Origin of the sequence: Streptomyces resistomycificus (assembly GCF_001514265.1) — a bacterium.
Taxonomy (GTDB): domain Bacteria; phylum Actinomycetota; class Actinomycetes; order Streptomycetales; family Streptomycetaceae; genus Streptomyces; species Streptomyces resistomycificus.
The window spans coordinates 72,891-95,282 of the sequence record NZ_KQ949003.1 but is presented as its reverse complement, the minus strand read 5'-3'; the positions used below and the strand labels follow the sequence as shown (position 1 = coordinate 95,282).

22 protein-coding genes are annotated in these 22,392 nt (G+C 71.3%); 12 read left to right on the top strand and 10 right to left on the bottom strand.

What is annotated here, in order from left to right; all coding sequences use genetic code 11:
- Nucleotides 1-7 precede the first annotated feature (7 nt).
- Complete coding sequence (gene thpD, locus AQJ84_RS35405) at nt 8-904, top strand: ectoine hydroxylase (RefSeq protein ID WP_030040033.1); 897 nt, start codon at nt 8-10, stop codon at nt 902-904.
- Between the two features lie 104 nt (nt 905-1,008).
- On the opposite strand, the gene AQJ84_RS35400 is transcribed toward thpD, so the two are convergent.
- From AQJ84_RS35400 to AQJ84_RS35385, 4 genes are all read right to left on the bottom strand, one after another.
- Nucleotides 1,009-2,061: an aminotransferase class V-fold PLP-dependent enzyme gene (locus AQJ84_RS35400; RefSeq protein WP_030040032.1), complete on the bottom strand. Its 1,053-nt coding sequence runs from the start codon at nt 2,059-2,061 to the stop codon at nt 1,009-1,011.
- A 107-nt stretch (nt 2,062-2,168) separates the two neighbouring features.
- Nucleotides 2,169-2,885: a DsbA family oxidoreductase gene (locus AQJ84_RS35395; RefSeq protein ID WP_030040031.1), complete on the bottom strand. Its 717-nt coding sequence runs from the start codon at nt 2,883-2,885 to the stop codon at nt 2,169-2,171.
- A gap of 75 nt (nt 2,886-2,960) precedes the next feature.
- Nucleotides 2,961-3,464 (bottom strand): GNAT family N-acetyltransferase, encoded by a 504-nt coding sequence (locus tag AQJ84_RS35390; RefSeq protein ID WP_374935406.1) that lies wholly within the window; start codon nt 3,462-3,464, stop codon nt 2,961-2,963.
- A complete protein-coding gene (locus tag AQJ84_RS35385; RefSeq protein WP_053191881.1) occupies nt 3,464-4,459 on the bottom strand; it encodes a GlxA family transcriptional regulator in 996 nt (331 codons plus the stop codon). Before AQJ84_RS35385 ends, AQJ84_RS35390 begins: the two co-directional genes overlap by 1 nt.
- Before the next feature lie 70 nt (nt 4,460-4,529).
- Between AQJ84_RS35385 and AQJ84_RS35380 the strand changes: the two genes are divergently transcribed.
- A complete protein-coding gene (locus AQJ84_RS35380) occupies nt 4,530-5,918 on the top strand; it encodes an MFS transporter (protein WP_030040029.1) in 1,389 nt (462 codons plus the stop codon).
- Here the strand turns inward: AQJ84_RS35380 and AQJ84_RS35375 are convergent.
- Nucleotides 5,878-6,486, bottom strand: a complete 609-nt coding sequence (locus AQJ84_RS35375; protein WP_030040028.1) for a DUF1349 domain-containing protein — start codon at nt 6,484-6,486, stop codon at nt 5,878-5,880. The genes AQJ84_RS35380 and AQJ84_RS35375 overlap by 41 nt on opposite strands.
- 115 nt (nt 6,487-6,601) lie before the next feature.
- The gene (locus AQJ84_RS35370; protein WP_078631838.1) at nt 6,602-8,131 is read right to left on the bottom strand and encodes an aldehyde dehydrogenase (NADP(+)); all 1,530 of its coding nucleotides are present in this window, start codon (nt 8,129-8,131) and stop codon (nt 6,602-6,604) included.
- A gap of 121 nt (nt 8,132-8,252) precedes the next feature.
- On the opposite strand from AQJ84_RS35370, the gene AQJ84_RS35365 reads away from it, so the two are divergent.
- The 6 genes from AQJ84_RS35365 to AQJ84_RS35345 all read left to right on the top strand — a co-directional run bounded on the left by AQJ84_RS35365 (nt 8,253) and on the right by AQJ84_RS35345 (nt 13,146).
- Nucleotides 8,253-9,026 carry an IclR family transcriptional regulator gene (locus tag AQJ84_RS35365; RefSeq protein ID WP_030040026.1) on the top strand — a complete coding sequence of 258 codons (774 nt, stop codon included), beginning with the start codon at nt 8,253-8,255 and terminating at the stop codon, nt 9,024-9,026.
- A 3-nt stretch (nt 9,027-9,029) separates the two neighbouring features.
- Nucleotides 9,030-9,500 carry a GNAT family N-acetyltransferase gene (locus tag AQJ84_RS35360; protein WP_030040025.1) on the top strand — a complete coding sequence of 157 codons (471 nt, stop codon included), beginning with the start codon at nt 9,030-9,032 and terminating at the stop codon, nt 9,498-9,500.
- A gap of 81 nt (nt 9,501-9,581) precedes the next feature.
- Complete coding sequence (locus AQJ84_RS43295; protein WP_157874965.1) at nt 9,582-9,746, top strand: hypothetical protein; 165 nt, start codon at nt 9,582-9,584, stop codon at nt 9,744-9,746.
- Entirely contained in the window at nt 9,743-10,996 is a 1,254-nt protein-coding gene (locus AQJ84_RS35355; RefSeq protein WP_030040024.1) for a sensor histidine kinase, read from the top strand. Before AQJ84_RS43295 ends, AQJ84_RS35355 begins: the two co-directional genes overlap by 4 nt.
- Nucleotides 10,993-11,646 carry a response regulator transcription factor gene (locus AQJ84_RS35350; protein ID WP_030040023.1) on the top strand — a complete coding sequence of 218 codons (654 nt, stop codon included), beginning with the start codon at nt 10,993-10,995 and terminating at the stop codon, nt 11,644-11,646. The genes AQJ84_RS35355 and AQJ84_RS35350 overlap by 4 nt, the downstream gene beginning before the upstream one ends.
- A 54-nt stretch (nt 11,647-11,700) precedes the next feature.
- Nucleotides 11,701-13,146 (top strand): peptidoglycan D,D-transpeptidase FtsI family protein, encoded by a 1,446-nt coding sequence (locus tag AQJ84_RS35345; RefSeq protein ID WP_030040022.1) that lies wholly within the window; start codon nt 11,701-11,703, stop codon nt 13,144-13,146.
- An 82-nt stretch (nt 13,147-13,228) separates the two neighbouring features.
- Here AQJ84_RS35345 and AQJ84_RS35340 read toward each other — a convergent pair whose 3' ends face one another.
- Nucleotides 13,229-14,686, bottom strand: a complete 1,458-nt coding sequence (locus AQJ84_RS35340) for an NCS2 family permease (protein ID WP_053191879.1) — start codon at nt 14,684-14,686, stop codon at nt 13,229-13,231.
- Between the two features lie 259 nt (nt 14,687-14,945).
- Here AQJ84_RS35340 and AQJ84_RS35335 point away from each other — a divergent pair, with 259 nt between their 5' ends.
- The 3 genes from AQJ84_RS35335 to AQJ84_RS44510 all read left to right on the top strand — a co-directional run bounded on the left by AQJ84_RS35335 (nt 14,946) and on the right by AQJ84_RS44510 (nt 16,623).
- On the top strand, nt 14,946-15,512 hold the full coding sequence (locus tag AQJ84_RS35335) for a SigE family RNA polymerase sigma factor (protein ID WP_030040019.1): 567 nt from the start codon (nt 14,946-14,948) through the stop codon (nt 15,510-15,512).
- Nucleotides 15,509-16,354, top strand: coding sequence for a hypothetical protein (locus tag AQJ84_RS35330; protein WP_030040018.1), 846 nt, complete (start codon nt 15,509-15,511; stop codon nt 16,352-16,354). The genes AQJ84_RS35335 and AQJ84_RS35330 overlap by 4 nt, the downstream gene beginning before the upstream one ends.
- 83 nt (nt 16,355-16,437) lie before the next feature.
- A complete protein-coding gene (locus AQJ84_RS44510; protein ID WP_078631836.1) occupies nt 16,438-16,623 on the top strand; it encodes a hypothetical protein in 186 nt (61 codons plus the stop codon).
- Between the two features lie 170 nt (nt 16,624-16,793).
- On the opposite strand, the gene AQJ84_RS35325 is transcribed toward AQJ84_RS44510, so the two are convergent.
- Nucleotides 16,794-17,948 (bottom strand): right-handed parallel beta-helix repeat-containing protein, encoded by a 1,155-nt coding sequence (locus AQJ84_RS35325; RefSeq protein ID WP_030040016.1) that lies wholly within the window; start codon nt 17,946-17,948, stop codon nt 16,794-16,796.
- Nucleotides 17,949-18,175: 227 nt separating this feature from the next.
- On the opposite strand from AQJ84_RS35325, the gene AQJ84_RS35320 reads away from it, so the two are divergent.
- Nucleotides 18,176-20,374: a family 43 glycosylhydrolase gene (locus tag AQJ84_RS35320; RefSeq protein WP_030040015.1), complete on the top strand. Its 2,199-nt coding sequence runs from the start codon at nt 18,176-18,178 to the stop codon at nt 20,372-20,374.
- A 6-nt stretch (nt 20,375-20,380) separates the two neighbouring features.
- Here the strand turns inward: AQJ84_RS35320 and AQJ84_RS35315 are convergent, their stop codons facing one another.
- Nucleotides 20,381-21,178: an HAD family acid phosphatase gene (locus tag AQJ84_RS35315; protein WP_030040014.1), complete on the bottom strand. Its 798-nt coding sequence runs from the start codon at nt 21,176-21,178 to the stop codon at nt 20,381-20,383.
- A 78-nt stretch (nt 21,179-21,256) separates the two neighbouring features.
- The gene (locus AQJ84_RS35310) at nt 21,257-22,369 is read right to left on the bottom strand and encodes a right-handed parallel beta-helix repeat-containing protein (RefSeq protein ID WP_030040013.1); all 1,113 of its coding nucleotides are present in this window, start codon (nt 22,367-22,369) and stop codon (nt 21,257-21,259) included.
- Nucleotides 22,370-22,392 lie beyond the last annotated feature (23 nt).

The window sequence follows — 22,392 nt, the reverse complement described above, 5'->3', positions numbered from 1 at the left end:
GATCACCATGACCACCGCCACCACGATTCCCGACCTCTACCCCAGTCGCGGCGCCACCGAGGTGGCCACCCCGCGCAAGGACCCGGTCGTGTGGTCCGCTCCCGGCACCGCCGGGCCGATCGCCGACATGGAGCTCCAGTCGTTCGAGCGGGACGGCTTCCTCGCCATCGACCAGCTCATCGGCCCGGACGAGGTACCCCTGTACCAGCGCGAGTTGGAGCGGATCGTCACGGATCCCGCGATCCGGGCCGACGAGCGTTCCATCGTGGAGCCGCAGTCCCAGGAGATCCGCTCCGTCTTCGAGGTGCACAAGATCAGCGAGATCTTCGCGAAGCTCGTGCGTGACGAGCGGGTCGTCGGCCGGGCCCGCCAGATCCTCGGTTCGGACGTGTACGTCCACCAGTCGCGGATCAACGTCAAGCCGGGCTTCGGCGCCAGCGGCTTCTACTGGCACTCCGACTTCGAGACCTGGCACGCCGAGGACGGTCTGCCCAACATGCGGACGGTGTCGGTCTCGATCGCGCTCACCGAGAACTACGACACCAACGGCGGTCTCATGATCATGCCGGGGTCGCACCGCACGTTCCTCGGGTGCGCGGGGGCCACGCCGAAGGACAACTACAAGAAGTCGCTCCAGATGCAGGACGCGGGCACGCCCTCCGACGAGGCGCTGACCGCCATGGCGAGCGAGTACGGCATCAAGCTGTTCACCGGCAAGGCCGGTTCGGCGACCTGGTTCGACTGCAACTGCATGCACGGCTCGGGTGACAACATCACGCCCTTCCCGCGCAGCAACGTCTTCATCGTGTTCAACAGCGTGGAGAACGAGGCGGTCGAGCCGTTCGCGGCACCGGTGCGGCGGCCCGAGTTCATCGGGGCCCGGGACTTCACACCGGTGAAGTAGGCCGACCCGGAGCGGGCGGTGTCAGAAGGCGTCGGGTTTGCGGCCCGCGCCTTCCGACACCGCCCGCTCCTGTGTGTTCCGCAGGGCGCCCGCGCCGGCGGTTCTCAGCCGACCAGGACGTCCAGCAGTCGGTCGACGTCCGCCGTCGTGTTGTACAGGTGGAAGGAGGCCCGCAGGTTGCCCGCGCGGTGGGAGACCTGGATGCCCGCGTCGGCCAACTCGGGCTGGCGGTGACCGAGTCCGGGCACCGACACGATCGCCGAGCCGGGTGCGGGGACCGGTGCGTGACCGAGGCCGGCGAGCCCCGCGCGGAAGCGGTCGGCCAGGGCGAGGTCGTGGGCCTGCACGGCGTCCACACCGAGTTCCCCGAGGAGTTCGAGGGAGCGGCGCGCACCGGCGTACGAGAAGAGCGCGGGCGGCAGGTCGAAACGCCGGGCGGAGTGGGCGAGTTCGGTGACGGGGCCGTAGCAGCTGTCCCAGGGGGCCTCCCCGGCCACCCAGCCCGCGAGGATCGGCGTCAGCTCCTCGAAGTCCTCCGGCACGACGAGGAAGCCCACCCCGTGCGGCCCGAGCAGCCACTTGTATCCGACACAGACGGTGTAGTCGTGGGCGTCCGCCTCCACCGGCAGCCAGCCGGCGGACTGGGAGACGTCGACGTACGTACGGGCGCCGTGCTCCCGGGCCGCCTGCCGCAGGGCGGGCAGGTCGGCGATCCGTCCGTCGACGGACTGCACGGAGCTGACGGCGACGAGCGCGGTGCCCGGGCGGACGGACTCGGCGAGCCGCTCCAGCGGCACGGCCCGCACCTTGAGGTCGCCGCGGGTGTGGAAGGGGTTCACCACGGAGGCGAAGTCGTCCTCGGCGGTGAGCACTTCGGCGCCCGCGGGCAGCGAGGCGGCGACCAGCCCGGAGTAGGCGGCGACCGAGGAGCCGGCCGCGACCCGGCCGGCCGGGACACCGGCCAGCCGGGCGAAGGCGGCCCGGGCGGCCTCCACGTCCGCGTGCAGCGGGTCCAGCGGCCGGCCGTCGGCCCTCATCTGCGCGGCGTCCTGCAGCGCGGCCACCGTACGGGCGGGCAGCAGCCCGCTGCTGGCGGTGTTGAGAAAGGTGTTCTTCGGGGCGAACTCGGCACGGACGCGGCTCTCGAAGGTCTCCATGAGACCACTGTGGGCCCCGGCCCATCTCCCGTCCATTGCGAATTTCTACGGGGTCTCGCCAAGCAACGCTTATACGTCCGCCCTGACCTGCGCGCTTCCCGCGCCCCTCAGTGCTGCGGCACCGCGCACCCGTCGGGACCGCACGCTTGCGCGTCGCCGCCGTCGACCAGCTTCAGCGGCGGGCGCTCGCCCCACGCCTGCGTCAGGGCCTGGGCGAAGACCTCGGCGGGCTGGGCGCCGGAGACGCCGTACTTGCGGTCGAGGACGAAGAAGGGCACGCCGTTCGCGCCGAGCTCGGCGGCCTCGCGCTCGTCGGCGCGGACCTCGTCGGCGTAGGCGCCCGGGTCGGCGAGCACCGCGCGGACGGTGTCGGCGTCGAGTCCGGCGGCGACGGCCAGCTCCACCAGCCGCTCCTCGCCCTCGGAGAAGACGGACCGCTCCTCGGCGAAGTTGGCCCGGTAGAACAGGCCGATGAGCTCGTCCTGGACGCCGTGCTCCCTGGCCAGGTGGAGCAGGCGGTGCATGTCGAAGGTGTTGCCGTGGTCGCGGCCCCGGGTGCGGTACTCCAGGCCCTCGGCGGCGGCCTGCGCGCCGAGGTTCTCCTCGCCGGCCTGGGCCTGCGCCTCGCTCATGCCGTACTTCTTGGTGAGCATCGCGAGCACCGGCTGGATGTCGCCCTTGGCGCGGCCGGGGTCCAGCTCGAACGACCGGTGCACCACCTCGACCTGCTCACGGTGCGGGAAGGCCGCCAGCGCCTTCTCGAAGCGGGCCTTGCCCACGTAGCACCAGGGGCAGGCGATGTCGCTCCAGATCTCGACGCGCATAGTGTCGGCTCTTTCCGGGTCGTGCGGGTACGGAGACTCCCTCCGCCGGTTGCGTGAACATTCAACCGTCCCGTTTCATTCCCCGTCCACGGAGCGGCGCAGCAGGAGGTGGTGATCCCCCTCGCGGGGCGGGTTTGGCGGGTCCGGCACCCAGCCGTGCCGGGCGTAGAACGCCTGGGCCCGGCGGTTGTCGACGTGCACGTCCAGGACGGCCGTCCGCCGGCCGTCGGCCCGCCAGTGCTCCACGCAGGCCGTGTGCAGGGCGGCACCGACGCCCCGGCGCCAGTGGTCTGGGTCGACGTGGAACTGGAACAGCTTGACCGTGTCCGCCGATCCCCCTTCGGGGGTGCGGAAGGAGGCGAGGGCGATGACGCGTCCCCCCTCGACCGCGCACAGCACCTGGCCGTCGGGCCGCTCGACGGCCGTACGCCAGGCGGCGGACCAGTCGGTGCCGTCGGCAGGGACCCCGTCCGGGTAGTAGGTCGCCCGGGCCCGCGCGTGCAGCGCGGTCAGGGCCGGTGCGTCGGCGGGTACGGCGGTCCGGATCACCAGGGACTCGACCGTCCGATGTTCTCTGATCACGCGGCGGAAGACGAGGCCGCGTCGGCGGTGGTTCCCCGGTGGCTGAACTGCGCCCGGTAGGCGCTCGGCGTCAGCCCGGTCCGCCGGACCACGTGCGCGCGCAGCGAGTCGGCCGTGCCGAGGCCGCAGGCCCGGGCCACCTGGTCCATGGGCAGGCCGGTGGTCTCCAGGAGCTCCTTGGCCCGCTCGATGCGCTGGTGCAGCAGCCACTGGAGGGGGCTGACCCCGCTCTCGGCGTGGAAGCGGCGGGTGAGCGTCCGCACGGAGACCCCCGCGTGCCGGGCCAGGTCGGTCAGGGTGAGCGGCTTGTCGAGGTTGCGCATGGCCCAGCCGCGGGTGTCGGCGCAGACGGCGCCGCGCTCGGGCGGCAGCGGGGTCTGGGTGAACTGGGTCTGGCCGCCGGGGCGTACGGGGGCGACGAGGGCGAGCCGGGCGACCTCGTTGGCGACGGCGGCGCCGTAGTCGGTGCGGATGACGTGCAGGCACAGGTCGATGCCCGCGGCGTAGCCGGACGAGGTCACGTACGGGCCGTCCTGCACGTACAGCACGTCGTCGCGGAGGTCGACCCGCGGGTAGCGCCGGCGCAGCTCCTCCGCGTGCGCCCAGTACGTGGTGGCCCTGCGCCCCTCCAGCAGGCCCGCCTCGGCGAGTTGGAAGGCGCCGGTGCAGAGGGAGGCGATCCGCTTGCCGTCGGCTGCCGCCTCACGGACGGCGGCCACGATCCGCGACTCCGGCTCGAACGGCGCGCCGGTGCCCGCGACCAGGACCGTGTCGGCGCCTCGCACCGCGTCGAGGCCGTGCCGTACGTACAGGTCCAGGCCCCCGGTGGTGGGGACCGGTCCCGGCTCGGCCGCGCAGACGACCACCTCGTAGCCCGGTCGCCCGTCGCGTTCCACCCGGCCGAACAGCATCTCCGGGATGGCGAGGTTGAACATCGACACCGGCGAGGGCGCGATGACGGCGATGCGGTGCGGGGCGGACCGCTGGGACATGGCCAGAACCTCCGGGTGTATGGCATTCCGGCCACTACTGTACGACGGCGCAGATCCGCAGCATGGAGCCATGTCAACGAACCAGACCCGACCGGTCGGCCAAACCGCCGCCGCCGAGCGCGAGTTGGCGCCCAAGAGGCCCTCCTCCACGCTCACCCTCACCGCCGCCCTGCTCGGCTTCGGGCTGATCTGCCTCGACGCGTCCGTGGTGAACGTGGCCCTGCCCGCGATCGGCGCATCCTTCGGCAGCGGCATGTCCGGCCTGCAGTGGGTGGTGGACGCCTACACGCTGGCCTTCGCCGCGCTGATGCTGTCCACCGGGGCCTTCTCGGACCGGGCGGGGGCGAGCCGCGCCTACGCGCTCGGCACCGCGGTGTTCGCGCTCGCCTCGGCGGCCTGCGGGCTGGCGCCCAACCTGCCGGCCCTGATCGGCGCGCGGGTGGTGCAGGGCGTGGCGGCGGCCGTGGTGCTCCCGGCGTCGCTCGCGCTGGTGCGGCAGGCCTACACCGATCCGGCCCGGCGGGCCCGCGCGGTGGCCCTGTGGGCGGCGGGAGGCTCGGCGGCGGTGGCGCTGGGTCCGGTGGCGGGCGGGGTGCTGACCACGGCCTGGGACTGGCGGGGGATCTTCTTCGTCAATCTCCCGGTGGGGATGGTGATCCTGGTCCTGCTCGTCCGGGCCCCGCGCTCACGGCGCCGTCCGGCTCCGCTGGACCTGCCCGGCCAGGTGACGGCCGTGGTGGCGCTGACGGCCCTGACCTTCGCGGTGATCGAGGGCGGCGTGGCGGGCTGGGCGGCGCTGGCGGTGGCCGTCGTCAGTGCCGCGGCGTTCCTCAGGATCGAGGCGCGCGGGCCGCATCCGGTCGTCCCCCTCGGCCTCTTCCGCGACCGGACCGTGAGCGTGGCGGTCGCGGCCGGAGCGGCGGTCAGCGTCACCTTCTACAGCCTGGTGTTCGTCTTCTCGCTCTTCTTCCAGCAGGTCCAGGGCCTGTCGGCGCTCACCGCGGGACTGCTGTTCCTGCCGATGACCGGGCTGATCGCGGTGACGAACGTGATCGCGGGCAAGCTCGCGGGCCGCCACGGCCCCCGGCTGCCCATGCTGGTGGGACAGGGGCTGGCCCTCGCGGGACTGCTCGGGCTGCTGTACGTCGACGCCGGCACGCCGCCGGCGCTGGTGGCCGTGCTGCTCGTGCCGATGGCCCTCGGCTGCGCACTGACGGTGCCGCCGCTGACGGCGGCGATGATGGACGCCGTGCCGGCCGAACGCGCGGGCCTGGCGGCGGGCGTGCTCAACGCGGCACGGCAGGTTGCCGGAGGCCTGGGCATCGCCGTGTTCGGCGCACTGGTCGCCGACGGGTTCGTCGCGGGCATGCGGCTGAGCCTCGCCGTCAGCGCGGCCCTGCTCGCGGTGACCTTCGCCCTCAGCTTCCGTCTCGCAGGTCGCTCGGCCAGGAAGGCCTGAACTCGATGTGGTCGTAGGTCACCACACACCCCTCCCCCATCGGCGACTGCGCCATGAAGCCGACCAGGGCCGCGCCGGTCTCCTTCTCGTCGCCCAGCGTGAAGAGGCGGACGAAGGTCCAGCGCTGCCCGTCGCGGGAGGCGTGGAAGGCGAGGGCCCGGCCGGTGCGGCTCACCCGGAGCCAGACGGACCTGCCGTTCACCGTCCAGGAGTTGGCGTCGTCGGAGTGCCCCCGGGTGACCACCGTGCAGACGGTGGGCACGTCCGGGGAGTACTCCAGGCAGAGCTTGGCCCAGGCCCGCTCGCCGACATGGACGTACAGCGCCCCCGCGTCGAACGACGCGGAGAACCCCACGGTGACGTGGGCTATGAGCTGGAAGTCCCCTTCCGGCGATCCGAGCAGCCGCGGCGCGTCCGAGGCGGGGTCGAGCGCCTCCCCCGTGGGGGTGACGAACCGGTCCTGCCGGGGCCCGGCCCAGCCGGTGAGCGCGCCGTCCTCGTAGGACCAGTGGCCGTCGGGGCCGTAGGTACGGAGGAGGAAGGGCAGTTCGGGAAGGTCGACGTCCATCAGCTGATCGTCCCAGGACCGTTGAGGTGACTCAGGGGCGCGGGAAACCGCACGGCCGGCCGCACACGACCGGCCGTCGGCGGTCCACCGCGCCCCTGCGTCACCGGAACAGGCCCTAACGCTCCAGGCGCCCGTTGAACCGGCGGGGCAGCCCCAGCGGGTTGTCGTCCTTCAGCTCCGCCGGGAGCAGCGCCTCGGGCGCGCCCTGGTAGGCCACCGGCCGCAGCCACCGCTCGATGGCGGTGCCGCCGACGGAGGTCGAGGTCGACGTCGTGGCCGGGTACGGACCACCGTGGTGCTGCGCCGCGGCCACCGCGACGCCGGTCGGCCAGCCGTTCACCAGCACCCGGCCGGCGAGCGGCGTGAGCTCCGCGAGGATCTCGGCGCCGCGTCCCTCGCCGGCCGCCTCCTCGCTCGACAGGTGGACGGTGGCGGTGAGGTTGCCGGGCAGCCGGGACAGCACGGCCTGGGCCTGCGTGTCGTCGTCGTAGCGCACCACCACCGTCACCGGCCCGAAGCACTCCTCGAGGAGCAGGTCGTGGGCGCCCTCGGCGGCCAGCTTGTCCGCCGCCACCGTCAGGAAGCCCGCGCTCACCGTGTGCTCGCCGCCCGCTCCCGGCGTCACCGGCGAGTCGACCTCGGGCAGTTCGGCACGCTCGGCCACCCCGGCGACGAAGTTGTCCCGCATGCGGTGGTCGAGCAGGACACCGGCCTCGCTGTCGCTGACGGCGTCCGTGAGGGACTTCAGCAGCCGGTCGCCGGCCGCGCCGGACGGGGCCAGCACCAGACCGGGCTTCACACAGAACTGGCCGACGCCCAGCGTCATCGAACCGGCGAGACCGGCGCCGATCGCCTCGGCACGCTCGGCCGCGGCCGCCTCCGTGATCACGACCGGGTTCAGCGAACCCAGCTCACCGTGGAAGGGGATCGGCACCGGCCGCGCGGCCGCCGCGTCGAAGAGGGCCCGCCCGCCCCGGACGGAACCGGTGAAGCCCGCCGCGGCGACCAGCGGGTGCTTGATCAGCTCGATGCCCGCCTCGAAGCCGTGCACGAGACCGACGACGCCCTCGGGGATGCCGTGCGCGGCGGCGGCCCGTCGCAGCACGGACGCGACCAGCTCGGACAGCGCCGGGTGGTCGGGGTGGGCCTTGACGACGACCGGGCAGCCGGCGCCCAGCGCGCTCGCGGTGTCGCCGCCGGCGACCGAGAAGGCGAAGGGGAAGTTGGAGGCCGAGTAGACGGCGACGACGCCGAGCGGCACCTTGTAGCGGCGCAGGTCCGGGATCGGCGGGGTCGCGGTGTCGTCGGGGTGGTTGATGACGACGTCGAGGAAGGCGCCCTCGTCGACGATGTCGGCGAAGGCCCGCAGCTGGAAGCAGGTGCGGGCGAGCTCGCCGGTCAGCCGGACCGGACCGAGAGCGGTCTCGGCGTCGGCGGCCTCGACGAGGTGGTCCCTGGACGCCTCCAGGCCCTCGGCGGCGGCGCGCAGGAAGGCCGAGCGGACCGCCCGGTCGGCCAGGGCGCCGCGTGCGGCGTGCGCGGCGCGGACGGCGGCGTCCACCTCCTGGGCTGTGGCCTCCACCGCAACCTGTTCACGCTGCTTCCCGGTTCGGGGGTCGACACTCCAGACTGGTGCTGCTGCCACCGCGGTCCCTCCACGTATTGCTGGGGTCATTCACCAGGGTCGTTCGATATGCTGAACGCCGTCTCTGATGATGAATATGCTGTTGGAGACTATTTCCCGTCCAACGAAGGGGTCAAGGGCGATGTCGGCAGCCGAGACAGGCGGCGGGGCGCAGGTCAAGTCCGCGGTACGGACCGTGGAACTGCTGGAGTACTTCGCCGGGCGCCCCGGTATGCACTCCCTGGCGGCGGTCCAGGAGGCCGTCGGGTACCCCAAGTCCAGCCTGTACATGCTGCTGCGCACGCTCGTGGAGCTGGGCTGGGTGGAGACGGACGCGACGGGCACGCGTTACGGCATCGGGGTGCGGGCGCTGCTGGTCGGCACCTCGTACATCGACGGCGACGAGGTGGTGGCGGCGGCCCGGCCGACCCTGGACCGGCTGTCCGACGACACCACGGAGACCATCCACCTGGCCCGGCTGGACGGCACCAACGTCGTCTACCTCGCCACCCGGCAGTCGCAGCACTACCTGCGCCCCTTCACCCGGGTCGGCCGCCGGCTGCCCGCGCACTCGACGTCCCTGGGCAAGGCGCTGCTGAGCACCTACTCGGACGAGCAGGTCCGCAAGATGCTCCCGGAGACCCTGCCGGCCCTCACCGAGCACACCATCACCGACCGGGAGAAGCTCATCGAGGAGCTGCGCCTGGTGCGCGACCAGGGCTTCGCGGTGGACCGCGAGGAGAACACGCTGGGGCTGCGCTGCTTCGGCGTGGCGATCCCCTACCGCACTCCGGCCCGCGACGCGATCAGCTGCTCGGTGCCGGTGGCGCGGCTGACGCCCGCGCACGAGCAGCTGGTGAAGGACGCGCTGTTCGACGCCCGTGACCGACTGACGCTCGCCACCCGGAGGCTCTGAAGGATGCTGGTCGTACTGCGCGAGGTCCACGACAGCGACCTGCCGGTCTTCTTCCGGCAGCTCAACGACCCGGAGGCGCTGCGCATGGCGGCCTTCACGCCGGCGGATCCGGCCGACTGGGACGCCTTCGACGCCCGGTGGAAGCGGATCCGCTCGTCGACCGCCGTGACACGGACGGTCCTGGCGGACGGTGACGTGGTGGGCAGCGCGGCGGTGTACGGGGAGCCGGGCGAGCGCGAGGTGACGTACTGGGTGGACCGCGCCTACTGGGGGCGGGGCATCGCCACCGCCGCCCTGCGCGGTCTGCTCACCGAGGTGCCGGAACGCCCGCTGTACGCCCGCGCCGCCGCCGACAACGAGGGTTCCCTGAGCGTCCTGCGCAAGTGCGGCTTCCGCCCGGCGGCCCTCGCCACCGGATACGCCGACGCCCGCGGCGAGGAGATCGACGAGGTCGTGCTGACGCTGCACGGGTGAGGGCACGCTCCCCCGTGCGGCGGAGGGGGATCGTCACCGCGCACGAGCCGCCCGCCGCCTCGCGCGCGGCAGCGTGGACGCGTGACCGCCTCCCTCGTCGGGTTCGGCGACATCGCCGACCGGCCGACCCAGCTGACGAACCTCGCCTACGCTGGCCGGATGATCGCCGGGATCCTCGTCGCCGTCGGCACCACCCGTCTCCTCACGGCACGGTCCGCCGAGGCCGGGCGGCAGCGGCCGGCGTGAGCGTCCTCCGGTTCCTCCTCGGGCGGCGGGCGCGCCGCCGCTGGGTCCATCTGATCCTCGGTGGCGCGCTGGCCATGCCGTACGTCCTGGTCGGCGAGCTGGTCCTCGGGCCGGTCGGCGGTTCGGCGAACGTCTCCGGCTCCTTCCCGCTGCAACTCCTCGCGTTCGTCGTGGGGTTGCCGCTGGCCGCGCTCACCTCGCTGTTCCCGCTGACCCGGCCGCTGGAGGCGGGGGCCGTGCGGTGGCTGTGCGGGGTGGACGAGGAGCGGCTCGCGTTCGGGCCGGCCAGGACGCGGGCCGCGCGGGCACGCACGGCGGCCTGGTTCACGCTGCACCTGGGGTTCGGCGGGATCATCGCCGGGATGTCGCTGGCGGTGCCGCCGTTCGCCGCCGTGCTGATCGTGCTGCCCGTGTTCGTGTGGCTGCGGGACTCCAGGCTCGGGCTGCCCGAAGTCCTCGACCAGGGCTGGGCGTTGGCGCTCGCCCCGGTCGTCGGGGTGCTGGCGCTCCTCGCGCTGACCGCCTGCGCGGCCGGCGTTGGTGTGCTGCTGGCCCGCTGGGCGCCCGCGCTGCTCGGGCCGGCCCCCGAGGACCGGCTCGCGGCGGCCGAGGCACGCGCCGCCGACCTCGCCGTACGCAACCGGCTCGCCCGTGAGCTGCACGACTCGGTCGGGCACGCCCTCAGCGCGGTCACCCTCCAGGCGAGCGCGGCCCGCCGGGTCCTGGACACCGATCCCGAGTTCGTCCGCGAGGCCCTCGCCGCCATCGAGGACACCACCCGGCGCACGGTCGGCGAACTGGACGCCGTCCTCGGCGTGCTGAGGGACGGCGACGCACCCGGTACGGCGCCCGCCCCCACCCTCGCCGCCGACCTGGACGGCCTGCTGCGCCGCACCCGGGCGAGCGGGCTGCCGGTGACGGCCAGGGTCGACGTCGATCCCGGGGCGCTGCCGCCGGTCCTGTCCCGGGAGGCCTACCGGATCGTGCAGGAGGGGCTGAGCAACGTCCTGCGGCACGCGGGGGCCGGCGCCGCCGTGACCCTGCTGATCGGCGCCTCCGACGCGGACCTGGAGATCACCGTCGAGAACCCGCTCGTCGAGGTGCCTGCCTCCCGTGCCGGCGGCGGGCACGGTCTGCGGGGCGTCGCGGACCGTGCCCGGCTGCTCGGCGGCTGCTCGCGGGCGGGACCGGAGCAGCACACCTGGCGCCTGTACGTACGCCTGCCCATGAAGGGATCCGCATCCGCATGACACCCGTCCGGATCGTCCTCGCCGACGACGAACGCATGGTCCGCACCGCCCTGCGCGCCATCCTCTCCGCAGAGCCGGACCTGGAGGTCGTCGGCGAGGCCGCGACCGGCGCCGAGGCGGTGTCGGTGGTCCGGGACCTCACCCCCGACGTGGTCCTCATGGACGTCCGTATGCCCGACGTCGACGGCATCCGCGCCACCGAGCAGATCCTCGCCACGCTCGACCAGCCGCCCCGGATCGTGGTGGTGACCACCTTCGAGAACGACTCCTACGTGTACGACGCGCTGCGCGCCGGCGCCGCCGGGTTCCTGCTGAAGCGGGCCGACGCCGACGCCCTCGTCCAGGCGGTACGTCTGGTCGCGCGCACCGACACCCTGCTGTTCCCGTCGGCCCTGCGGCGGCTGGCGGCCGAGCACGCGCGCGCGTACCCGGCGGCGCCGCCCTGGGTGGCCCGGCTCACCGGACGGGAGAGCGAGGTGCTGCGGCTGATGGCGGCCGGTCTCACCAACGCGGAGATCGCTCGCCGCATCGAGGTCGGCCCCGCCACCGTGAAGTCGCACGTGGCGGCGGTCCTGGCGAAGACGGGCACCCGCGACCGCACCCAGGCGGTGATCGCGGCGTACGAGGCGGGCTTCATGAACGGACGATGAGAATTCGGGCCGAAGGGAACGATCCGTCCGCCGCCGCTCGTCCTTCTGAGCGGGATGAACAAGACAATCAGGCGCGCCTCCGTCTTCACGCTGCTCCTGGTGTTCGCTCTGCTGATTCGGGCGACCTGGGTGCAGTTCTACGACGGCACGGCGCTCGCGGACGACAAGAACAACCGGCGCAACGCGATCGAGCTGTACAGCGAGCCGCTCGGCAACATCATCGTGGGCGGCAGGTCGGTCACCGGCTCGGCGCCCACCAGGGGCAGCGACCTCAAGTACAAGCGGACGTACACCGACGGCAAGCTGTACTCCGCCGTCACCGGCTACAGCTCGCAGGTGTACGGGGCGACACAGTTGGAGGGCATCTACCAGGACCTGCTCGACGGAACGGACACCCGTCTGAAGACCGTGCTGGACACGGTCACCGGCAAGCGGGCCGACCCGGGCAACGTGATCACGACGATCGACCCGGACGTGCAGAAGGCTGCGTACGACGCGCTCGGCGACAAGAAGGGCGCGGCCGTCGCGATCGACCCGGCCACGGGCCGGATCCTCGCGGTGGTGTCCACGCCGTCGTACGACCCGTCGACGCTCACCACGGGCACCGGCGACGCCTGGAGCGAACTGACCAAGGACTCCGAGAAGCCGATGACGAACCGGGCGCTGCGCCAGCCGCTGCCGCCGGGGTCGACGTTCAAGCTGGTCGTCGCGGCGGCCGCACTGGAGGACGGCCTGTACTCCTCGGTGGACGCGAGGACGGACAGCCCGGACCCGTACCAACTGCCCCTGTCCAACGACGTGCTGTCGAACGAGAACCCCTCGGCGCCCTGTGAGAACGCCTCGATCCGGGTGGCTCTGCAGTACTCCTGCAACAACGTCTTCGCCAAGATGGCCGTCGACCTCGGCCAGGACAAGGTCCGGGCGACGGCGGAGAAGTTCGGGTTCGACGACGCCTCGCAGGACGTGCCGGTGCGGGCGTACGAGAGCGTCTATCCGAAGGACATGGACAAGGCGCAGACGGCCCTGTCCGGCATCGGCCAGTTCGACGTGACGGCGACGCCGCTGCAGATGGCCATGGTGTCGGCGGCGATCGCCAACGGCGGCAAGCTGGTCTCGCCGCACATGGTGTCGCAGATCACCGACGGCGGCGGTGACGTCCTGGAGAACTACGACGACAACGCGGACACCAAGGAGATCGTCAGCTCGGACACCGCCGAGCAGTTGCAGTCGGCGATGCAGACGGTCGTCGAGAAGGGCACCGGCACGAACGCCCGGATCTCCGGGGCGACCGTGGGCGGCAAGACGGGTACGGCCCAGCACGGCGAGAACAACAGCAAGACGCCGTACGCCTGGTTCACGTCGTTCGGGAAGTCCGACGGCAAGGAGGTCGCCGTGGCGGTGGTGGTCGAGCAGTCGAACGCGGCCCGCTCCGAGGTCAGCGGCAACGGGCTGGCCGCGCCGGTGGCCCGGTCCGTGATGGAGGCGGCGCTCAGGAGCTGAGAGCTCCGGGGACAGCCCCGACGAGGGCTGTCCCCGGATCCGGCCGCCTCAGCGGGTCGTACCTGCCCGCCTCACCACCGCGCTACTTCACGCCGAGGATCTGCTCGATCGGGCTGATCGCGAAGTACACCACGAACAGTGCCGAGGTCGCCCACAGCAGCCAGTGGATCTCCCTGGCCTTTCCGAGGACCGTCTTGATGACGACGTAGGCGAGGAAGCCGGCGCCGATGCCGTTGGTGATGGAGTAGGTGAAGGGCATCACGGCGATGGTCAGGAACGCCGGGATGGCGATCTCGTACCTGTCCCAGTCGATGTTCTTGACCTGGGTCATCATCAGGAAGCCGACGGCCACCAGGGCGGGGGCGGCCGCCTGGAGCGGGACGATGGTGAGCAGCGGCGTCAGGAACAGCGCGAGGGTGAACAGGCCGCCGGTGACCAGGTTGGAGAAGCCGGTGCGCGAGCCCTCGCCGACGCCGGCCGCCGACTCGATGTAGGAGGTGGCGGAGGAGGACGAGGCCGCGCCGCCCGCGACCGCCGCCGCACCGTCGATGAGCAGCACCCGGCCGAGGTTGGGCACCTTGCCCTCCTCGTCGAGCAGTCCGGCCTCGGCGCTGATGCCGACGACCGTGCCCATGGTGTCGAAGAAGTCGGACAGGATCAGCGTGAAGATCAGCAGGACGACGGTGACGACACCGACACCGGGCGCGTCGAAGGCGCCGAACAGGCTGAAGTGACCGATCAGTCCGAAGTCGGGGGTGTCGACCACCTTGTCGGGCCAGGCGGGCGTGGTCAGGCCCCAGGCCTTGATGTCGGCGACCGAGTTGATGATCATCGCGATGACCGTCATCGTGACGATGCTGATCAGGATGGCGCCCTTCACCTTGCGGGCGAGCAGTCCGATCGTCAGTAGCACGCCCAGACAGAACACCAGGATCGGCCAGCCGGTGAGGGTTCCCGTGCCGCCGAGCTGGACCGGGACGGTGGTGTTGGCGGCGTCCGGGATCCGGCTGACGAAGCCGGCGTCGACGAAGCCGATGAAGGCGATGAACAGGCCGATACCGACGCTGATCGCCTGCTTGAGCGGTTGCGGGATGGCGTGCATGACCGCCTCGCGCAGCCCGGTCACCACCAGGACGCAGATCAGCAGGCCCTCGAGGACGACCAGGCCCATCGCGTCGTCCCAGCTCATCAGCGGGGCGATCTGGAAGGCGACGACCGCGTTCAGGCCGAGGCCGGCGGCGAGGGCGAGGGGCAGATTGCCGCCGACGCCCATGATGATGGTCATGACGGCGGCCACCAGGGCGGTGGCGGTGGTGAGTTGGACGGCGTCCAGCTGGTCGCCGAACTTGTCCTTGGCGCTGCCGAGGATGATCGGATTCAGGACAAGGATGTAGGCCATCGTGAAGAACGTGGCGAGGCCGCCGCGTATCTCACGAGCGAAGGTGGACCCCCGCTCGGAAATCCTGAAGAACCGGTCGACGCTGTTCGTCGCCGGTGGCGGGCCGCTGGGCCGGTCGGCCACCTTCTGCGGTTCGGACATGTTTGCTGCTCCTTGGTGCCTGATTGATCGGTGCGCGGATGCTGGCTGGATTGTTCCTTTGTTGAACCGCTTTCAGGTTTTCCCCGTGTTACGGAATCAGGGTCGGCGGACCATACACCGTTCGAAGGCCCGTACGAGCCACGTGTTCGATCACTGCTACGCTTCCGGATCTCGTCCCGGCCCACTCCGGACGATCACATGTCATACACATGACACGCACAGGCCCGAAGGTGCCCGAGCCGTCGTGAGGAGGTAGCCCGTGGGCACAGTCGTCGACAACGCCGCCTCCGTGGAGTTCCACGCCTTCTTCGAGCGCCACTATGCCGAACTCGCCCGCCTGGCCCATCTGCTGACCGGAGAGGCGGACGCCGCCGACGACCTCGCGGCGGACGCGCTGCTGGCGCTGTGGCACCGCTGGGACCGGGTCCGCGCGGCCGACCATCCGGCGGCGTACGCGCGCGGTGTGGTCGCCAACCTCGCCCGCACCCGCATCCGCAGCGCGGTCCGCGAACGGCGACGCGTCGCCCTGTTCTGGTCGCAGCGCGAGGAGAAGACCGAGAACCCGGACGTGGCGGGGGCCGTAGACGTCCAGGAGGCGTTGCGTAGACTCCCGTTCCGCAAACGTGCCTGCGTGGTGTTACGGCACGCCTTCGACCTCTCGGAGAAGGACACCGCGCTCGCCCTGGGCGTCTCGGTCGGTACGGTGAAGAGCCAGACCTCCAAGGGAATGGCGGAACTGCAGCGGTTGCTCGGGACACCGGCGGCTGAGCACAGGGTGCACGCGGCGATGGCGCGCACCGGCGACGCCGGAGGAAGGGACCGATGACCATGCGGCGGGACGTGCACGACGCGCTGCGCGCCCGGCTGCACGAGGCGGCGGAGACACACGAGCCCGACCGCGCGCGCATCCTGGCCCGCCTCGAGCGCGGCATGAGCGAGGAGTTCCGCCCTGACCACCGGGCGACGCGTCCGCCGGTGTTCGGCTGGGTGCGGGTGGTCGCTGCCACGACCGCGGTCGCCGGTGTACTCGGTGTCGGCGGCTACGCGGTGGCGTCCGCGGTGAAGGAGGACACTCCCCCGCAGCAGGTGGCGGTCACCGCGACGCCCACGCCGTCGCCGGACGCGACGAGCCGCGCGCCGGCGCCGCCGGCCGACCCGACGCCGAGCCGCCCGCCGACGTCCGGTGCGCCGAGCACGTCGGCCTCGCCGACACCCGACTCCTCCGTCACCGCGCGGCCGCCCGCCGCCTCGGGCACCGAGGACGGCCCCCTGTGGTCGGACGGTTCGGTGGACCCGCACAGCAACGAGTTCTGGGCGCAGAGCAACGTGACCCTCAAGACGTCCCGGCAACTGACGGCGCTCACCGTGCGGCTGAGGGTGGCGCAGACCGGCGGGGTGACCTCGGCCGGTGCCTGGCGCTCGCTGCCGGAGGACGACTTCACGCTGACCGTCGGCGAGCAGGACGGCTTCGTCGTCTACACCTGGGTGCTCAAGGAGGGCCGTACGGTCGCCAAGGGCGAGTGGGTGTTCGCCGGTCAGTACAGCCACGAGCGGGGCGGCCGGGACGCGAAGGACGACAGCTACGCGATCACCGCGCGGGCGGGCGGCGAACAGCGTGCCGTGGCGGGCGACTTCGCCGCTCGTGAAGGCGACGAGGGCGACTCGTAGACACGTCACGACAGCACGGCAACCCTTTCCTCACCGGTGGCGACCAGGAAGCGCAAGGTTCCTCTCCCACACAAGGAATGGGCATGACTGCACGAGCTGAACAGCGCGTCCGCCACCGCCGCCGGGTCACCGGGCGACGGGCGGTGACCGGCGGAGCCGCCCTGCGTCCGCTTCAGGGCGACAACGCCGGCAAGGAACCCGCACAGCTCGGTGTCGGCCCGGACGGAACGTCGTGCAGGTTCTCGTCATCTGACATCACGTACCAGTGATTTCCTGACTCCGGGTCGTCGGACGATCGTCCGACGACCCGGACCGGCCGGCCAAGCCCCCCTTGGGCCGGCCGAACCCCTACTGGTCGAGCCCCCCTCGACTGGTAAGCGGGACGCCCCCGTCGGTGACGACCGACGGGGGCGTTCTCGCGCTTCCTGAGGCGCGGCCATCAGTTCATCGTGGAGCCGATCGAGGCCGACCCGGTGGTGAGGAACGTCGTGGCCGGCAACGCCCCGTCCGGCTTGCGCGCGCCGTACGCGGCCGTGGCGTCGGTCGACCTGAACGAAGGCGTGGCCACTTTGGCGTCCCAGCTGTTCGCGGCGGAGACCGTCGACGGCCCCAGCTTCGACGCCCCTCCCCGGTCGCCCACCGCGAGGTTCCGGGCCAGCCGGGCCCTGCCCGTGGCGAAGTGGAAGCCCGCCTCGGCATTGGCGTAGGCGGTGTTGCGGTTCAGCACGATCGCGCCGGGGTTGGAGTTCTCGGTGAACCCGTGCAGCGTGTTGCCCCACGCCGCGTTGTCGTTGACGACATGCGCGACTCTGACGCCTCCCCCGCCCAGCTTGAACCCGTTGCCGTCGCCCTGGAACGCCGAGTCGTCCCACCGGTTCTCGCCGTTGCCGAAGGCCCACGTGTGCTCGACGGTGACCGGCGAGGAGAACTGCCACAGGTCGAGGCCGTCGTCGGAGTTGCCGTACAGCCGTGCCCCGGTGATCCGGTTACCGGTGCCGGAGCCGAACTTCACGGCGATGCCGTCGGCGTTCCGCCCGTGCCCGGCGGCGTCGTAGTTGCCGTGACTGTCCAGGTTCTGCACCAGGTTGTCGCTGGTGCCGTCGCCGCGCAGGGTGAAGCCGGAGTCGCCGTTGTCCGCGGTGACGAGGTTTTTGAAGACACCGCCGACCGAGGAGGTCACGACGAAGCCCTGGGCGGGCGAGTTCTGGAAGGTGAGGTTCTGCACGGTCCAGTAGTCGCCGTGTATCCCGGCGAGCCAGGAGCCGTCCGCCAGCTTGGAGCCGTCGATCCGCACCTTCTCGCCGCCGTACGCCTGGAGGGTGATGCGCGCCGAACGGGTGCCGCTCGCCGTCGACTCGAGCGTGGCCTTCGGCGTGTACGTGCCGCCCCGGATCCGGATGACGGTCCCGGCGGAGGCGTTCCTCACGGCCGACTCCAGCTGGGCGGTGCTGGAGACGGTCACCGCCGCCGAGGCGGCCTGGGCCCCGCCGTTCGACAGGCCGAGCTGGACACCGCCCGCCCCCGCGGCGACGGCCACGGCCGCGGCGATGGAGAGGGTGCGGGTCCGGCGGTGCCGTCCGGTGGCAAGACGCACGGGGCGTTCCTTTCCTCGGGGACATTCCTTGGGGACATTCCTTGGGGATGGGACGCCCTCCAGTCGTCACCGCGGCCCAGACAGGTTGCCGCACCTCGGCGCAGGCGAGCGAAACTTTCGCTGCCCGGCTTCGCCCACGCACCGATTGACGTGCTGTTTCCCACTCGCAACACTCCAAAGGCGCGCACCACTCAACACAAACCCCCACACTCACACAGAGGACTGGCATGCGCCCACGACTCCTCCTCGCCGCCTGTCTGTCGCTTCTCCTGGCCCTCCTCACCGCACCGCCCGGTTCCGCCCACTCAGGAGCACCACCCGTGAAACAGCCCAAGTACGCCGGCTACCTCTTCGCCTACTTCACCGGCGAGGGCACCTCCGACGGCGAGCAGATCCGCTACGCCCTCAGCCGGGGCAACGACGCGCTGCACTGGCGGGAACTGAACGCGGGCAAGCCGGTGCTGACCTCCACGATCGGCGAGAAGGGGCTGCGGGACCCCTTCGTGATCCGCTCCCCCGAGGGCGACAGGTTCTACATGATCGCCACCGACCTGCGGATGTACCGGAACAGCAGCGGCAGCTGGGACCAGGTCCAGCGGCACGGCAGCAAGTCGATCATGGTCTGGGAGTCCACCGACCTGGTCCACTGGACCGACCAGCGCCTGGTGAAGGTTGCCCCCGACAACGCGGGCAACACCTGGGCCCCGGAGGCCTACTGGGACGACTCCCTCGGTGAGTTCGTCGTGTTCTGGGCGTCGAAGCTGTACGCCGACGACGACCCCGGCCACACCGGATCGACGTACAACAAGATGCTCTACGCGACCACCAGGGACTTCCGCACCTTCAGCGAGCCGAAGGTCTGGGACGACCCCGGCTACTCGGTCATCGACTCGACGGTCGTGAAGCACAAGGACACCTACTACCGCTACACCAAGGACGAGCGCGACCCCTCCTCCAGCTCGCCCTGCTCGAAGTTCATCACCGGGGAGAAGTCGAAGAGCCTGACGGACACGTCGTACGAGTTCGTCTCCGACTGCATCGGCAGCGGGTCGATCGACCGCGGCGAGGGGCCGACGGTCTTCAGGTCGAACACCGAGAAGAAGTGGTACCTGTTCGTCGACGAGTACGGAGGCCGCGGCTACGTCCCGTTCGAGACCACCGACCTGGACTCGGGGAAGTGGACGATGTCCACGAACTACCAGCTGCCCGCGAGCCCGCGCCACGGCACGGTCCTGCCGGTGACCCAGGCGGAGTACGACCGGCTGCTGGCCGCGTACCCGTCGGCGCCCACGTCGGTCGTGGACGCGACGGCGACGGGCCAGAAGGGGTACTCGATCGTCACCGAGGCCGCCTCGAAGGTCGTGCTGCCGATGGCCCCGGACGCGGATCTGCGCGGCCTCGCCCCGAAGCTCTGGGCGGCCGAGGGGGCGACCGTGAGCCCCCGGTCCGGTACCCGGCGGGACTTCCGCAAGCCGCAGACGTACACCGTGACAGCCGCCGACGGCACGACCCGCACGTGGACGGTGGAGGCGGTCCGCACCGGCAGCCCCACGCTGCCCGGCCTCAACGCCGACCCCGACGTGCACTATCTGGACGGCGAGTACTGGATCTACCCGACGACGGACGGCTTCCCGGGCTGGAGCGGGACCCGGTTCACGGCGTACTCGTCGAAGGACCTGGTCCACTGGAAGGGCCACGGCGTGATCCTGGACCTCGGGCCGGACGTGGCCTGGGCGGACAAGAACGCGTGGGCGCCGGCGATCGCCGAGCGGGACGGTAAGTACTACTTCTACTACTGCGCCGAGCAGCAGATCGGCGTGGCGGTGGCGGACTCCCCCGCCGGCCCCTTCAAGGACGCGCTCGGCAAGCCCCTGGTGGCGAAGGGTGGTTCGCTGAAGGGCCAGATGATCGACCCGGCGGTCTTCACGGACGACGACGGGACGTCGTACCTCTACTGGGGCAACGGGCACGGGTACGTGGTGCCGCTGAACGACGACATGGTGTCGTTCGACGCGGGCGAGGTGAAGGACATCACGCCGGACAACTTCCGTGAGGGGTCCTTCGTGATCAAGCGCAACGGCACGTACTACTTCATGTGGTCCGAGGACGACACCCGCAGCGAGAACTACCACGTCGCCTACGCGACCGGACCGTCCCCGCTCGGCCCGTGGACCAAGCGCGGGACGATCCTGTCAAAGCGCGCCGAGTACGGCATCCTCGGCACCGGCCACCACTCGGTGGTGAACGTGCCGGGCACCGACGACTGGTACGTCGTCTACCACCGGTTCGCCCTGAACGGCCCCGGCAGGCCGGGCGGCGACGGCATGCACCGCGAGACCACGATCGACCGCATGGAGTTCGCCGCGGACGGCACGATCGAGCCGGTGGTGCCGACCCTGGAGTCGATCAGGCCGGTCCGGAGGTGAGCGGCCTCAGCTGACGAAGTACGTCGGGTTCGGGAGCTTGTACGTCCGGTCGGCGTGGCCGCCGTCGAGGTCGGAGTACTGGTCGCCGAAGTTGGCGACGATCTCGAACCCGAGGTCCTTCTCGATGTGCTGCCGGGTGCCGGACTTGTACTGCACGGTGGTGCAGGTCCAGGTGCCCGGCGTGGCGCATCCGCTCAGGTAGGACGGCGGGTTGGCGGTGTCCTTGAGGAACATGTGGTTGGCGTCGAGGTTGACGTCGGCGCCGACCTTCTTCAGGTTCTCCACGGCCGCCGGGCGCTGGGCCTCGCCGAGCCCCGAGTTGTAGAAGACCTCGACGCCCCGCTTCTCGGCGTACCGCACGAGCTCGGGGCTGCCGAAGACGGCCGGGCGGTCGGCCTTGTTGACGTAGGCCGCCCAGCTGGCCGAGTTGTAGGTGTAGTTGTAGCGCTTCTCGTAGTCGAGGCTGAGCAGCAGGGTGTCGTCGATGTCGAAGACGACCGCGGGCTTCTCGCCCTTGTGCAGCGCCTTGCGGGCCGCCTGGTCGATGTACTTCCTCGCGGCCGCGTCGATGCGCGCGAGGTCCTTGGCGTACGGGCTGTCGGGGGACGCCTGGTAGACGCCGTTCGCGTCCGGGGTGGTGCCGTAGTAGGTGTCGATGTCCTTGACCAGCAGCCCGATGTTGTAGGGCTCGTGCGTCGAGTTGGCCGTGGACTGTCCGGCGGTGGCCGCGCCGGCGCCGTACAGGGCGGCACCGGCGACGGCACAGACGGTGGCGACGGCGGCGATGCGCAGTGGTTTATGCATGACACAGGTTTCTACGCGCGTCACCCCCGTCAGCGCGAGACCCGCCGGGCAAAAAACGGGTCAAGCGCCCCGGAGCGTTCAGTTCATGGTGGCTCCGATGCTGGTGGAACCGGTGGTCAGGAACGTCGTCGCGGGCAGCGTGCCGCTCGAACCGCGGGCGTTGTACGTGCTGGCGGCGTCCGTCGAACGGAAGGCGGGGGTACTGACGCCGCTGTCCCAGTTGTTGCCGGAGGAGGCGACCGAGGAGCTCTTGCTGACCGAGCCGCCGCCGTTGCCGACGGCCAGGTTCTTGCCGAGCTTGGCCGTGCCGGTGGCGAAGTAGTAGCCCCACTTGGCGTTGGCGTAGGCGGTGGTGCGGTTGATGACGATCGCGCCCTTGTTGCTGTTCTCGGTGATGCCGTTGCCGGCGTTGTCCCAGGCGGCCGAGTTGTTGACGACGTGCGCGACGACCTCGCCGTCGCCGCCCAGCTTGTAGCCGTTGCCGTCGCCCGCGAAGGCGGAGTCGGACCAGCGGTTCTTGCCGTTGCCCATCGCCCAGGTGTGTTCGACGGTGACCGGCGAGGAGAACGACCAGAAGTCCAGGCCGTCGTCGGAGTTGTTGTACAGGCGGGCCCCGGTGATCAGGTTGCCGGTCCCGGAGCCGAACTTCACGGCGATGCCGTCCGCGTTCTCACCGTGGTTGGCGGGGTCGTAGTGGCCGTAACTGTCGATGTTGCGCACCGTGTTGTTGACCGTGCCGTCGCCGGTGAGCGTGAAGCCGGAGTCGCCGCCGTTGATGGTCTTGATGTTGTTCCAGACCGTCCCGGTGCAGGACTGGCAGACGACCGCGCTGTCCGGGGAGTTCTGGAAGGTGATGTTGGAGACGTTCCAGTAGTCGGCGGTCAGCTTGAAGATCCACGAGCCGGAGGGCAGCGACGAGCCGTCGATCTTCACCGTCTCGGAGCCGTACGCGGTGAGCGTGACCGGCGAGGAGGAGGTGCCGTTGACCGTGGACTGGAGGGTGGCCGTCGGGTAGTAGGTGCCGCCGCGGACCTGGATGACGGTGCCGGCGGTGGCGTTCTTCAGCGCGTTGGACAGGTCGGTGGAGTTGCTCACGACGACGGTCGCGGCCTGGGCCTGGGTGGGCAGGACGGCGAGGCCGGCGCCGAGCGTGAGGGCCGGCAGGACGGCGAGAGCGGTACGACGCGACATGGGGGTGCGGGTCCTTTCGTCGT

What these genes read in the sequence shown, in the direction of transcription:
- AQJ84_RS35330 (WP_030040018.1), top strand. Translation starts at nt 15,509, where the DNA reads ATGACCATGCGGCGGGACGTGCACGACGCGCTGCGCGCCCGGCTGCAC.
- AQJ84_RS35360 (WP_030040025.1), top strand. Translation starts at nt 9,030, where the DNA reads ATGCTGGTCGTACTGCGCGAGGTCCACGACAGCGACCTGCCGGTCTTC.
- AQJ84_RS35320 (WP_030040015.1), top strand. Translation starts at nt 18,176, where the DNA reads ATGCGCCCACGACTCCTCCTCGCCGCCTGTCTGTCGCTTCTCCTGGCC.
- AQJ84_RS35340 (WP_053191879.1), bottom strand. Translation starts at nt 14,686, where the DNA reads ATGTCCGAACCGCAGAAGGTGGCCGACCGGCCCAGCGGCCCGCCACCG.
- thpD (WP_030040033.1), top strand. Translation starts at nt 8, where the DNA reads ATGACCACCGCCACCACGATTCCCGACCTCTACCCCAGTCGCGGCGCC.
- AQJ84_RS35380 (WP_030040029.1), top strand. Translation starts at nt 4,530, where the DNA reads ATGTCAACGAACCAGACCCGACCGGTCGGCCAAACCGCCGCCGCCGAG.
- AQJ84_RS35315 (WP_030040014.1), bottom strand. Translation starts at nt 21,178, where the DNA reads ATGCATAAACCACTGCGCATCGCCGCCGTCGCCACCGTCTGTGCCGTC.
- AQJ84_RS35385 (WP_053191881.1), bottom strand. Translation starts at nt 4,459, where the DNA reads ATGTCCCAGCGGTCCGCCCCGCACCGCATCGCCGTCATCGCGCCCTCG.
- AQJ84_RS35310 (WP_030040013.1), bottom strand. Translation starts at nt 22,369, where the DNA reads ATGTCGCGTCGTACCGCTCTCGCCGTCCTGCCGGCCCTCACGCTCGGC.
- AQJ84_RS35345 (WP_030040022.1), top strand. Translation starts at nt 11,701, where the DNA reads ATGAACAAGACAATCAGGCGCGCCTCCGTCTTCACGCTGCTCCTGGTG.
- AQJ84_RS35395 (WP_030040031.1), bottom strand. Translation starts at nt 2,885, where the DNA reads ATGCGCGTCGAGATCTGGAGCGACATCGCCTGCCCCTGGTGCTACGTG.
- AQJ84_RS35400 (WP_030040032.1), bottom strand. Translation starts at nt 2,061, where the DNA reads ATGGAGACCTTCGAGAGCCGCGTCCGTGCCGAGTTCGCCCCGAAGAAC.
- AQJ84_RS35375 (WP_030040028.1), bottom strand. Translation starts at nt 6,486, where the DNA reads ATGGACGTCGACCTTCCCGAACTGCCCTTCCTCCTCCGTACCTACGGC.
- AQJ84_RS35365 (WP_030040026.1), top strand. Translation starts at nt 8,253, where the DNA reads ATGTCGGCAGCCGAGACAGGCGGCGGGGCGCAGGTCAAGTCCGCGGTA.
- AQJ84_RS44510 (WP_078631836.1), top strand. Translation starts at nt 16,438, where the DNA reads ATGACTGCACGAGCTGAACAGCGCGTCCGCCACCGCCGCCGGGTCACC.
- AQJ84_RS35350 (WP_030040023.1), top strand. Translation starts at nt 10,993, where the DNA reads ATGACACCCGTCCGGATCGTCCTCGCCGACGACGAACGCATGGTCCGC.